At 73.0% G+C, this 11,444-nt stretch carries 12 protein-coding genes; 2 read left to right on the forward strand and 10 right to left on the reverse strand.

Annotated features, from left to right (window positions below; translation table 11 throughout):
* The first annotated feature begins 80 nt into the window (after positions 1-80).
* The gene (locus ACFQ9Z_RS31025; protein ID WP_383026624.1) at positions 81-362 is read left to right on the forward strand and encodes a hypothetical protein; all 282 of its coding nucleotides are present in this window, start codon (positions 81-83) and stop codon (positions 360-362) included.
* Between the two features lie 77 nt (positions 363-439).
* Here the strand turns inward: ACFQ9Z_RS31025 and ACFQ9Z_RS31030 are convergent, their stop codons facing one another.
* From ACFQ9Z_RS31030 to ACFQ9Z_RS31045, 4 genes are all read right to left on the reverse strand, one after another.
* Complete coding sequence (locus tag ACFQ9Z_RS31030) at positions 440-1,186, reverse strand: DUF6227 family protein (protein ID WP_383026627.1); 747 nt, start codon at positions 1,184-1,186, stop codon at positions 440-442.
* A 157-nt stretch (positions 1,187-1,343) separates the two neighbouring features.
* Positions 1,344-2,564: an Ig-like domain-containing protein gene (locus ACFQ9Z_RS31035; RefSeq protein WP_383026630.1), complete on the reverse strand. Its 1,221-nt coding sequence runs from the start codon at positions 2,562-2,564 to the stop codon at positions 1,344-1,346.
* Positions 2,565-2,827: 263 nt separating this feature from the next.
* Entirely contained in the window at positions 2,828-3,868 is a 1,041-nt protein-coding gene (locus ACFQ9Z_RS31040) for a P1 family peptidase (RefSeq protein ID WP_383026633.1), read from the reverse strand.
* A gap of 67 nt (positions 3,869-3,935) precedes the next feature.
* Complete coding sequence (locus tag ACFQ9Z_RS31045; RefSeq protein ID WP_383026636.1) at positions 3,936-5,174, reverse strand: low temperature requirement protein A; 1,239 nt, start codon at positions 5,172-5,174, stop codon at positions 3,936-3,938.
* 91 nt (positions 5,175-5,265) lie between these two features.
* Between ACFQ9Z_RS31045 and ACFQ9Z_RS31050 the strand changes: the two genes are divergently transcribed.
* A complete protein-coding gene (locus ACFQ9Z_RS31050) occupies positions 5,266-5,442 on the forward strand; it encodes a hypothetical protein (RefSeq protein WP_383026639.1) in 177 nt (58 codons plus the stop codon).
* A gap of 73 nt (positions 5,443-5,515) precedes the next feature.
* Here ACFQ9Z_RS31050 and mscL read toward each other — a convergent pair whose 3' ends face one another.
* The 6 genes from mscL to ACFQ9Z_RS31080 form a co-directional block, all read right to left on the reverse strand.
* Positions 5,516-5,992, reverse strand: coding sequence for a large conductance mechanosensitive channel protein MscL (mscL, locus tag ACFQ9Z_RS31055; RefSeq protein WP_383026643.1), 477 nt, complete (start codon positions 5,990-5,992; stop codon positions 5,516-5,518).
* 138 nt (positions 5,993-6,130) lie between these two features.
* Positions 6,131-6,655, reverse strand: coding sequence for a hypothetical protein (locus ACFQ9Z_RS31060; RefSeq protein ID WP_383026645.1), 525 nt, complete (start codon positions 6,653-6,655; stop codon positions 6,131-6,133).
* Between the two features lie 299 nt (positions 6,656-6,954).
* Positions 6,955-7,788 (reverse strand): S-methyl-5'-thioadenosine phosphorylase, encoded by an 834-nt coding sequence (locus ACFQ9Z_RS31065; RefSeq protein ID WP_383026650.1) that lies wholly within the window; start codon positions 7,786-7,788, stop codon positions 6,955-6,957.
* 100 nt (positions 7,789-7,888) lie between these two features.
* The gene (locus tag ACFQ9Z_RS31070) at positions 7,889-8,197 is read right to left on the reverse strand and encodes an FmdB family zinc ribbon protein (protein ID WP_383026653.1); all 309 of its coding nucleotides are present in this window, start codon (positions 8,195-8,197) and stop codon (positions 7,889-7,891) included.
* Positions 8,198-8,264: 67 nt separating this feature from the next.
* The gene (locus tag ACFQ9Z_RS31075; RefSeq protein ID WP_383026656.1) at positions 8,265-9,563 is read right to left on the reverse strand and encodes an MFS transporter; all 1,299 of its coding nucleotides are present in this window, start codon (positions 9,561-9,563) and stop codon (positions 8,265-8,267) included.
* 281 nt (positions 9,564-9,844) lie between these two features.
* On the reverse strand, positions 9,845-11,356 hold the full coding sequence (locus tag ACFQ9Z_RS31080) for a potassium/proton antiporter (RefSeq protein WP_383027151.1): 1,512 nt from the start codon (positions 11,354-11,356) through the stop codon (positions 9,845-9,847).
* Positions 11,357-11,444: the final 88 nt, after the last annotated feature.

The raw sequence follows: 11,444 nt of genomic DNA on the forward strand, positions 1-11,444 counted from the left end.
GCTGTGAGTTGTTCACGGCACCTGCGAGATACGTCACGGTCCGGGGCCGAAGTCCCGGGCCGTGGTGTCTACTGGGGGACATGCCTGAGCACGCCTCGACACTCCAGCTGACCGGCGCGGCCGTCCTCACCGCCGCGGGCGTCGTCTGGGCCGTCATCGTGATGCGCCTGCTGCGCCGCTTCCGTTTCGAGGCAGCCGCCGAACGGCGCCGGGCCTTCGCCCTCCCCGTGCTCCCGGTCGTCCCGGCTCTCCCCGCCCTCCCGGACCAGCCGCAGGCCGGGCCCTCCCGGGAGTCCGTCGAGCTGACCCCGGAGGAACAGGACGCCTTCGCCGGCCTGGTACGGCGACTCGGCGGCCGCTGAGGGAGGCCGGCGCGGCCGGACCGCCGGGCCCGGGCCTTCCGTGCCGGGAAGCCGCGGACCCGTGGTGCCGGCGGGCCTCAGACCTGTCGGGCCGCCCGCCGCTCCATGGCGTCCCGGGCCGCGTCCTGAGTCGGGTAGACCTCGCACATGTGCCGCCCGTCCGGCGTCGCCGTGTGCTCCACCTCCCACAGGGAGACCTTGCCGCCGTCGGGCAGCAGGAACGCGTGCTCGTACAGCGCGAAGCTCAGCTGCGCCCGTCCGGCCCGGCCGGGGCGCCCGAAGGCCTGCGTGATCTGGTGCGCGGACGCCGTCGCCAGCAGGGCCGCCACATCCGCTCCCGGCCGGTCGGGGTTCTCCGCGCGGCGCAGCAGCCGGCGCGCGTGGTCCGCCGTGTCGTCCGGGGCGTACACGGGCCGGGGTTCGGGTATCGCGGACAGCTGCGTCACCACGGGCAGTTCGAAGTCCGGCGCCTCCGGCGGGAGCGTGAGCCGGCCGGTGGCGGTGTGCAGCTCCTCCTCGTCGACGTAGACCTCGTGCTGCGCCTCGCCGCCCGGCGCGGTGTTGTGCACGAGTTCCCACAGGGTCACCGCCGAGCCGTCCGCGAGCAGCCAGGTGTGCCGGTAGGTCTCCCGGTGCAGCCCCGCGCTGTGGTGGGCGGAGTGCAGGGAGCTGTCGTGCGCCAGGGCGCATTCCAGCAGCCGGAGCACCTCGTCGGGCAGCTCGAAGGAGTTCAGGGCGCGGCCGAGGAGCCGCGCGAGGTGCTCCTCCGGAGACTCGGGCGACTCGGCTGGTTCGTACGCTGCCGTCTCGTACGGAACGCTCAAGGTTTCTCCCGGCGTTGCTGCATGTCACCTAGTGGGTGCATACCGTAGCCCCTCGGTCGGACATCTTGTCCCCGATCCGAGAAAACGTATGTCTTGAAAACGCGAAAGCCGCGCGAAAAGTTCCCGCGCGGCCCCACGTACCGTCAAAACCCGCCCGTCACGCGGCACTTCCCGCGGTCCAGTCGCTCCACGACAGGTTCCAGCCGTTGAGGCCGTTGTCCGGCGCCACCGTCTTGTCGGGGGAGTTCTTCACTATCACGACGTCGCCGACGAGCGAGTTGTCGTAGAACCACTTGGCCGTGGTGTCGCCCTGCGCGCCCTGCACGTCCGCGAGGCCCACGCAGCCGTGGCTGGTGCCCTCCCGGCCGAACGGCGGGTTGCCCTTGTTGTACCAGTAGTTGCCGTGGATGAACGTGCCGGACGAGGTCAGCCGCATGGCGTGCGGCACGTCCGAGATGTCGTACTCCCCGCCGAAGCCGACCGTCGAGCCGTTCATCCGGGTCTGCACGAACTTCTCGGAGATCACCATCTGCCCGTTGTACGTGGTGTGCTGCGGGCTGCCCGCCGAGATCGGGAGGGTCTTGACCGTCCGGCCGTCCCGCACCACCGTCATGGTCTGGGTGCCGACGTCCACCGTCGAGACCTGTGAGCGCCCGAGGGTGAAGGTCACCGTCTTCTTCTGCACGCCGTAGACGCCGTTCGCGCCCCGCACCCCGTCCAGGTCGATCCTCATCGTGACCTTGGAGCCGGCCTTCCAGTACTCCTGCGGCCGGAAGTCCAGCCGGCGGTCCCCGAACCAGTGGCCCACGACCTGCTGACCGCTGCTGGAGGCGACCGTGATGTGCGACTGCACCGCCTTGCGGTCGGTGATCGACTTGTCGAAGGTGAAGGACACCGGCATGCCCGCACCGACCGTGGTGCCGTTGTCCGGCGTGTAGGTGCCGATGAAGCTGTTCGCCGAGGAGACGGTGGTGAAGATGGAGTTGGCCGCGGCCGTGCGCCCGTCGCCGTCCTTGGCGGTCGCCGCTATCCGGTACTTCGTGCCGCGCTCGAGCTGCTGCTTCGGCTGCCAGGTGTGGCCGTCCGCCGAGATCGCGCCCGGCACCGCCTGGCCGGACCCCGACACCGTCATCTTCACGTCGGTCAGCCGCCCGTCGCTGACCTTGACGCCGGTGGCGTTGATGGACGCGCCGGTCGAGCCGTCCTCGGCCGAGATCACGATGCTGGCGGCCGACGTCGTGGCCGGGCCCTTGCCGTCCTTCCCGTCCTCGCCGGCGGCGCTGGCGTCGCCGCCGCACGCCGTCAGGGTGAGGGCGCCGACCATCAGGGCGGCACAGGCCCCCAGTACGCGCCGCGTTGCGATGTCCGGCCTAGTCACGGGCTGCTCCCAGTTCGTGTGATGTGCTTGATCCGTTGCAGTGCGTGGGAGAAGAGCTCACCGGCGCCGGAGAGGTTCCCGCCGGACGCCCGTTGAGGTCACCCGGTGACGAAACCGCGACAATCCGCACCTGGAAGTCACGCTCGCGCGGCCCCGCCGCCGGCACGGCCGCGCCCGCCAGGGCCTGCTGCGACAGTGGCCTCCGCCGCGCGACGCCCGGCACGGCCGACCTTCGCGCGACGAGGCCACTTCCCGGACCTGCCCTAGGCGCCCGGCGCCCGCCGTCCGCCGTACAGCTCTCCGTACGACGGCCACGCTCCGCCCGGCCCCGAGAACGGCTCGGCGGCGCGCACGGCCCGGACGATGGCGCGCGTGACCGCGTCCGCGCCGGCCGCGAGGACGCCGTTCAGGTCCAGCGGGCGCCCGCCGAGCGGGCGGGCGCCCGTCGCCAGCGCGAACACCGTGTCGCCGTCGTGCAGCAGGTGCACCGGCCGCACGGCCCGCGCGATGCCGTCGTGCGAGGTGCCCGCCAGCTTCTGCGCCTGCGCCTTGGTGAGGTCCGCGTCGGTCGCGACCACCGCGAGCGTCGTGTTGAGCGGCGCGGGAGCGTTCCGCGTCGCCGCCTCCGCGAGGCGTCCGCGTGCCGCCTCGTGCACCCGCGCCTCCGGGTACTCCACCCGCCCCTGGAACAACTCCCCGTAGAGCACCCCCGTTCCGGGATCGGCCACGGACCCCACGGAGTTCACGACCACCAGCGCGGCCACGGTCACGCCCGAGTCCAGGACCGTGCTCGCGGTGCCCACCCCGCCCTTCAGCCCGCCCGCCACGGCGCCGGTACCGGCCCCGACCGACCCCTGTGCCACCGGGGCGCCCGGAGCGTTCGCCGCGGCGGCCTCCACCGCCGCCCGCCCCGTCGCCGCGTCCGGACGGGCCCGGAAGTTCCCGCCCCGGCCCAGGTCGAAGACGCAGGCGGCGGGCACCACCGGCACCACGTGCGCCGGATCCGCCCCCACCGGCACCCCGCGCCCCCGCTCCTCCAGCCAGGCCATCACCCCGGACGCCGCGTCGAGCCCGTACGCGCTGCCGCCGGTCAGCACCACGGCGTCCACCCGCTGCACCATGTTGCGCGGGTCGAGGGCGTCGGTCTCCTTGGTGCCGGGGCCGCCGCCGCGCACGTCCACGGCGGCGACGGCACCGCCCTCGGGAGCGAGGACGACCGTGGTGCCGGTGAGCCAGCCGTCCCCGACGCGGGTGGCGTGCCCCACCCGCAGTCCGGCGACATCCGTCAGAGCGTCGACTGTCATGCGGGCCAGTGTGTCCCACCCCGGCCCGGGTGCGGCCGCAGGCCGGGCGGGCCCGGGCGCGGCGGGGTCAGGCGGCCGGGGCGGTGGCGCCCGCCTCCCGCGCGCGGGAGGCGTGGCGGGCCGTCAGGGTCACCCCGGCCGCCACCGAGGCCGCGGACACCAGCCCCGCCGCGAGCACCGCCCACTCGCCCAGGAAGGTGCAGCAGATCACCAGCAGCGCCGTGACCGGGAGCACCAGCTGCTGGCTGATGCCGGCCTTGAAGTGCCGCGCGTGCAGCGCCCACACCGTCAGCAGGTACAGCGCGGTCGGCAGCGTCACGGCCGCCGAGGCGGACAGCGTCGAGATGTGCGCCTTGCCGACCGTCTGCTCCACCGCCACCTCGAGACCGGCGCCGATCGCGGCGGCCGAGGCGAAGATCAGGTAGTGGCCGTAGCCCCACAGGAACGCCTGGGCGCTGGAGCGCAGATGGCCGTGGATGGGCACCGCGAAGTAGATCCACCACGCGGAGAAGACGATCAGCAGGCCGCCCGCCGCGATGGGCAGCAGTTCACCCAGCGCGTCGTGCTCGTCCACCGCCGACTTGACGGCGACCGTGGCCGCCGCGACCGTCTCGCCCAGCACGATGATCGTGAACAGGCCGTAGCGCTCGGCGATGTGGTGCGCGTGCCAGGGCGTCCCGTGGTCCTTCTCCGCGTAGACCGGCACGCACAGCTCCGCGACGGCCATCACCAGGAACACCCAGAGCCGGGCGGGTTCGGGCAGCAGCACCAGTCCGAGCCAGCCGACCTGGCACAGCAGCACACCGCCCGCGTATCTGAGCGCCGTGGTCCGCTCCGCGCCCTCGGCCGCCCCGGCCGCCCTCAGCCACTGCGCGGTCATCGCGAGCCGCATGATCGCATAGCCCAGCCAGACCACCAGGTAGTCGTGGCGCTCGAACGCCGGGGCGACGCCCGCGGCCAGCACCAGCACACCGGCGATCTGCCCCAGGGTGACGACCCGGTAGAGCGCGTCGTCGTTGTCGTACGCCGAGGCGAACCAGGAGAAGTTCATCCAGGCCCACCAGATGGCGAAGAAGACCGTCGCGTAGTTCACGATCCCCTCGGCCACGTGCCCCGCGGTCCCCGTGTGCACGAGCTGGGCGCCCGCCTGGGCGATGGCCACGACGAAGCACAGGTCGAAGAGGAGCTCCAGCGGAGAGGAGACCCGGTGGGCCTCTTCGCGCCCGCGCGCGGTGAGCCGGCGCAGCAGCCCCTGGGGCTGCCGTGCGCCCGGTGGAGCGGGCGGTGGAGCGGAGCTCGGCATCATGTCTCCCAGGACAGCAGAAATCGGGGACGGAAGCTTGTGAACGGAGTCACGAGCGGGGGAGGGCGGCGGATCGGGGCCGTACCCTTGAGGCATGAGCAGCACCCCCGAGCCTGAGGAGCGCGAGCCCAAGGCCGCGCTGATCTTCGACGACCCGCTGAGCCGGCAGAGCTCGGACGACACCGACCGCGGGTGGGGGGAGCGCACCGACGGCGACAGCGCCGCCGACCTGAGGCGCTTCCTCGACGAGAAGCCTCCGCACCACATCTGATCCCCCGGCGGCCCGGCCGTCCGCGGCTGCGGGCAGTGCCCCGCCGCCGTCCAAGTCGCCCTGTAAGGCGCCGCTAGCGCACGTCGCGCCCCGCCGAGCGCTGCGCGACCAGCGTGTCGCGGATCTCCTTGAGCACCTCCAGCTCGGTCACGTCGATGACCTCCTGCGTGCCCTCGCGCGCCTTCTTGCGGGCCTCCTGCCGTGCCAGGTACTTCGCCATCGGCAGGACCATGAGGAAGTAGACCACCGCCGCGGTGATCAGGAAGCTGAGCGTCGCCCCGGCGACCGAGCCCCACATGATCGGCACACCGCTTCTCACCGACCCGTCCGCGTTCACCACGCACGGTGCCTTCAGGCAGGAGCTGTAGTGATCGAGGTTCTTCGTGCCGATCGCCCCGACCAGCGGGTTGATGAGCCCCCTCACCACCGCGTTGACGATGTTCGTGAACGCGGCGCCGATCACCACCGCGACCGCGAGGTCGACGACGTTCCCGCGCATCAGGAAGGCCTTGAAGCCCTGCCAGACGGTGGGTTCCTTCTTCTCGATCACCTCGGGGGCACTCCTCACGTGCACAGGGCGCGGAACGAAACGCTCCGCAACCTACGGCACGGTGGGGTCCCCATGTCCAATTCCGCAGCTTGTCCCAATGTGGGAAGAACCGACTGAAGGCACAACGGGTCGCACGGCTCAGCACAGCGTCACCGCCAGCCGCGCCGTGGCGCTCGCGCCGACCAGCCCCGCAGCGGCGGACCGCGGCACCGACAACACGACCAGGGCCCCGTTCTCGGCCGCTTCCGCCAGGGGCTCGGGCACCTCGGTCACCCGGACCCCCCGCACGAGCACCCGGGCGGCGCCCCCGGCCGACGTGTCCCCGGCGGCGATGACGTCCACCCGGTCGCCGGGCCGCAGCAGCCGCACGGTCGCGGCGTCGGCGATCCGCACCGGTGCCGTCACCGGATCCGGCGCGCGGGAGGCCGGTACGGAACGGGTGACCGGATGCCCACGGGCCCGGTCGACCCGGTGCGGCTCGCCCGCGGTCCGCGGACCCGCCGCCACCAGCGCCGCCGCGGTCACGACGAGCCCGGCCGCCAGGGCCCGCCCGCGGCGCCGCACCAGCCGCTCCAGCCCGCACCGCCCGCCGCCCACCCGCACCGGGGCGAAGGGCGGCACCTCACGAGTCGCCGGGGCGTCGGTGCCCAGCGGGCGGGGCATCCGGACGGCCGGCGGCGGGGCCGGGGAGGGCGGGGACAGGGGAGAGGGGGCGCAAGGAGCTGGGTAGGACGAGGCCAGAGCCATGGGGATCACCGCCGGCGACGAGGGAATCGGCTTGCGGTGCCACGATGACGCCTCGCGCCGGACCCTGCCGGCGCCGGTGGACGGACGGCGGACTGTGGACAACTCGCCCACCCGCACGGGTGATCGGCGCCGGCACCGTCCAGCGCGGCCGGCATCGTCAGCGCCGGGCACCGTCAGCGCGGCCGCACCGTCCAGCGCCGGGCACCGCCGTCAGCTCACGGCAGTTCGAAGCCCGGGTCCATACCGCCCAGCGCGTTCACGCACAGACAGTCCCGCACTCCGGTCTCCGGCAGCGCCGCCACCGCGTCGAACAGCACTTCCCGCAGCCGGTCGACGTTGGCCGCGAACACCTCGAGCACCTCCTCGTGCGAGACGCCCTCACCGCTCTCCGCACCCGCGTCCAGGTCGGTGACCAGGGTCAGCGAGGTGTAGCAGAGCTCCAGTTCACGGGCGAGCGCCGCCTCGGGATGACCGGTCATGCCCACCACCGACCAGCCCTGCGCCCGGTGCCACAGCGACTCGGCCCGGGTCGAGAAGCGCGGCCCCTCCACCACGACCAGCGTGCCGCCGTCCACCGGTTCCCAGTCCCGGCCGCGTGCCGCCTTGAGCGCGGCGGCGCGCCCGGCGGGGCAGTACGGGTCGGCCATGGACACGTGCACCACGTTGGGCACGGTGCCGTCGGGCAGCGGCAGCCCGTCGAAGTAGGTCTGCGTCCTGGACTTCGTACGGTCGACGAACTGGTCCGGCACCAGCAGGGTGCCCGGTCCGTACTCGGGGCGCAGCCCGCCCACCGCGCAGGGTCCGAGCACCTGGCGGACGCCGACCGAGCGCAGGGCCCAGAGGTTGGCCCGGTAGTTGATGCGGTGCGGCGGCAGGTGGTGGCCGCGGCCGTGCCGGGGCAGGAAGGCGACCCGCCGGCCGGCCAGCTCACCGAGGAAGAGGGAGTCGCTGGGCTGCCCGTAGGGGGTGTCCACCTGGACCTCGGTCACGTCCTCGAGGAAGGAGTAGAAGCCCGAGCCGCCGATTACGCCGATCTCTGCGTTCGCCATGACGAGCAGATTAGCCGCCCGCGGCGGGGCGGGAGACCCGGTGTCCGGGCACGCCGAAGGCCCCGCCGTCACTGGACGGCAGGGCTCGGGGAGTGGGTGCTCAGGCCGCGGAGCTGCTGGTGGAGCCGGACGACGACGTCGACGAGGACGCCGACGAGGCCGGCTTCGCGTCGGACGAGGAGCCGGCCGACGACGAGGACGACTTCGACGCCGGGCTGCTGCTCGACGAGGAGCCGCGGGAATCGTTGCGGTAGAAGCCGGAGCCCTTGAAGACGATGCCGACCGCGGAGAACACCTTCTTCAGGCGGCCACCACAGGCGGGGCACTCGGTCAGCGCGTCGTCGGTGAACTTCTGCACCGCCTCGAGGCCCTCGCCGCACTCGGTGCACTGGTACTGGTAGGTCGGCACTGTCTTCCTCCTGGCACTCTCACTCGATGAGTGCTAACGACAGTCCATAGTGACGTATTCCCCGGGATCAGTCCACCGTGACGGGGACTCGGTGACCGACGCCACGTGCGACCGTAAGGCTCTGCGGCCGGGTGGCCAGCCGCGAACGCAGGACCACCAGGGTGATCAGCGCGAGCACCGTGCCGGCCATCGGCACCAGGAACCCGGCGCCGTCCCACAGCCGGTCCTCCAGCTGGCCGGCGACCGTGACCGCCGCGGCCTGGCCGAGCGCGACCGCGCCGGTCAGCCAGGTGAACGCCTCGGTCCGGGACTCGGCCGGGACCAGGCCCTCGACCAGCGTGTAACCGGTGATCAGGGCCGGTGCGATGCACATGCCGACCAGCAGTCCGAGACCGGCCAGCGGCAGCGCCGAGTGCGCCGTCCACAGCGCGGACGCGGTCAGCGCGAGCGCGGCGTAGCCGAGGACCAGGCGGCGCTGCGGCGCGGCCTTCCAGGCGATCGCGCCGCAGACGATGCCGGAGAGCATGTTGCCCGCGGCGAAGACGCCGTACAGGACGCCGTTCATGCCGGGCTCGCCGATCGACTCGGTGAAGGCGGCCAGCGAGACCTGCATGCCGCCGAAGACCGAGCCGATGCCCAGGAAGGTCACGACCAGCACGCGCACGCCGGGCACGCGCAGGGCGGATTCGTGCCGTACGCGCGCGTGCCCGCTCCCGGCGCCCACCGATGGCTGCGTGCTCCGGCTCGCGGCGAAGAGCAGGCCGCCGACCAGGGTCAGCGCCGCCTCCGCGACCAGGCCGGCGGAGGGGGTCACGGCGGTGCACAGCGCGGTCGCGAGCAGCGGCCCGAAGACGAAGGTCAGCTCGTCCGTGACGGACTCGAACGCCGCCGCGGTGGACATCAGCGGGGAGCCCTGGAGCTTCACGCCCCAGCGGGCGCGCACCATGGGGCCGACCTGCGGCACCGAGGCGCCGGTCGGCACGGCCGCCGCGAACAGCGCCCACAGGGGCGCGTGCGCCAGCGCGAGCGCCGTCAGGGTCAGGCCCGACAGCGCGTGCACCAGGACACCGGGGATGAGGACGGCGCGCTGTCCGTAGCGGTCGGCGAGGCGGCCGCTGTAGGGGGCGAACAGCGCCATGGAGACGCCGGTGGCGGCCGCGGCGGCGCCGGCGGCGCCGTACGAGCCGGTGGTGTGCTGCACCAGCAGCACGATGGAGATCGTGAGCATCGCGAACGGCTGGCGCGCCGCGAAGCCGGGGAGCAGGAACGTCCAGGCGCCGCGGGTGCGCAGCAGCTGTCCGTATCCGGGGCGGGGCGGCGCCGGCGAGGTCTTCTCCGGGTCGGTGGTGGTGACCGTGGGTCCCACGGCCCGTGCCTTTCTGCCGCCTGGTAGCGCGGGTCCCGTGCGGGTCCGGGCGCCGAGAGCTGTCCTCTTGCGCGGAACTGCGGTAGATACCGGCGCCCACGATGGGTGGGGGCGACCCGGCCGCCATACGGTCGCGCCAGCTCTGCGTCAGGCAGAGTTGGTTCGATCAGGGTGCGCCTTCATCCTACAGGGATCACCGCCCGTCCGGCCTGTGAAAACGCGCACCACCCGGGCTTGTCGCCTGGGATCGGTGGCGGTGTGAACCGATACGGAACCCGCACTCAGCGGGAGCCGCCCGCCCCGGACCCGTCCGTGCCCAGCCAGTCCGCCAGCTTGCCGCCCTGCGTGACCGCGCGCAGCCGCCGTTCCGCGGCGTCGCGCACCGGGTCGGTGGCGACCACGAGGAGCTCGTCACCGTGCCGCAGCACGGTCGTGGGCAGCGGGACGAACGACTTGCCCTCGCGGACGACGAGCGTGACGGCGGCGCCCGGCGGCATCCGCAGCTCGCTCACCTCCACGCCGTGCATCCGGGAGCCCTCGGCGACCGCGAGCGACAGCAGATGGCCGCGCAGCCGCTCCAGGGGCGCCGACTCGATGCCGAGGTCGGAGGCCTCGCCCTGCTCGCCCAGGCGCAGCTTGCGCGCCAGCCAGGGCAGGGTGGGGCCCTGGATCAGGGTGTAGACGACGACCAGCACGAAGACGATGTTGAAGATGCGGCGGCTGCCCGCGACGCCGGTCACCATCGGGATGGTCGCCAGGATGATGGGCACGGCGCCGCGCAGCCCCGCCCACGACATCAGCACCTGCTCCTGCCACGGCACCCGGAACGGGGCGAGGCTCAGCACCACGCTCAGCGGGCGGGCCACCATGGTCAGCACCAGCCCGATGACCAGCGCCGGCCAGATGTCGTCGCCCAGGTCGTGCGGGGTGACGAGCAGACCGAGCAGGACGAACATGCCGATCTGGGCGATCCAGCCGAGCCCCTCGGCGAAACCGCGGGTGGCCGGCCAGTGCGGGAGCCGCGCGTTGCCGAGGATCATCGAGGCCAGGTAGACGGCGAGGAAGCCGCTGCCGTGGGCCAGCGCGCCGGCCGCGTAGGCCGTGACCGCGATGGCCATGACGGCGATCGGATAGAGACCGGAGGCGGGCAGCGCGACGTGCCGCAGGCCCCAGGCGCCGAACCAGCCCACCGCGAGGCCCACGGCGGCGCCGATGGCCAGTTCCAGGGCTATCTCGCCCACCAGCACGTACCAGTGCTCGACCGGGCCGGCCGCGGCGAAGGCGACGACCAGGATGACCACCGGGGCGTCGTTGAAGCCGGACTCGGCCTCCAGCGTGCCCGTCACGCGCGCGGGCAGCGGGATGCGCCGCAGCACCGAGAAGACCGCCGCCGCGTCCGTCGACGACACCACGGCGCCGATGATCAGCGCCATCCGCCAGTCCAGGCCCACCAGGTAGTGCGCGCCCGCCGCCGTGACGCCGACGCTGATGCCCACCCCCAGCAGGGCCAGCACGGACGCCGACGGCAGGACCGGCCGGATCTCCTTCCACTTCGTGCCGAGACCGCCCTCGGCGAGGATCACGACCAGGGCCGCGTACCCGATGACCTGGGTCAGGGCCGCGCTGTTGAAGCCCACGTGACCCAGGCCGTCCTGGCCCATGACGACGCCGATCCCCAGGTAGACGAGCAGGCTGGGGAGCCCGCTGCGCGAGGAGATCCGGACGGCCGCCACGGCGACGAGAAGGACGACGGAGCAGACGAGCAGGAGCTGGTTGAGGTGGTGAACGTTCAGCGGCGGTTCCTCCCCTTGGTTCTCCGGTTACTTCGTTACCTTACCTAACTCTTGACGCTTTCTTGACGCTTGCCAGGGCAAGATCGAA

It is taken from the genome of Streptomyces sp. NPDC056580, from assembly GCF_042793175.1.
In the GTDB taxonomy this organism is placed as follows: domain Bacteria; phylum Actinomycetota; class Actinomycetes; order Streptomycetales; family Streptomycetaceae; genus Streptomyces.

What these genes read in the sequence shown, in the direction of transcription:
- ACFQ9Z_RS31025 (WP_383026624.1), top strand. Translation starts at nt 81, where the DNA reads ATGCCTGAGCACGCCTCGACACTCCAGCTGACCGGCGCGGCCGTCCTC.
- ACFQ9Z_RS31060 (WP_383026645.1), bottom strand. Translation starts at nt 6,655, where the DNA reads ATGCCCCGCCCGCTGGGCACCGACGCCCCGGCGACTCGTGAGGTGCCG.
- ACFQ9Z_RS31050 (WP_383026639.1), top strand. Translation starts at nt 5,266, where the DNA reads ATGAGCAGCACCCCCGAGCCTGAGGAGCGCGAGCCCAAGGCCGCGCTG.
- ACFQ9Z_RS31065 (WP_383026650.1), bottom strand. Translation starts at nt 7,788, where the DNA reads ATGGCGAACGCAGAGATCGGCGTAATCGGCGGCTCGGGCTTCTACTCC.
- ACFQ9Z_RS31045 (WP_383026636.1), bottom strand. Translation starts at nt 5,174, where the DNA reads ATGATGCCGAGCTCCGCTCCACCGCCCGCTCCACCGGGCGCACGGCAG.
- ACFQ9Z_RS31040 (WP_383026633.1), bottom strand. Translation starts at nt 3,868, where the DNA reads ATGACAGTCGACGCTCTGACGGATGTCGCCGGACTGCGGGTGGGGCAC.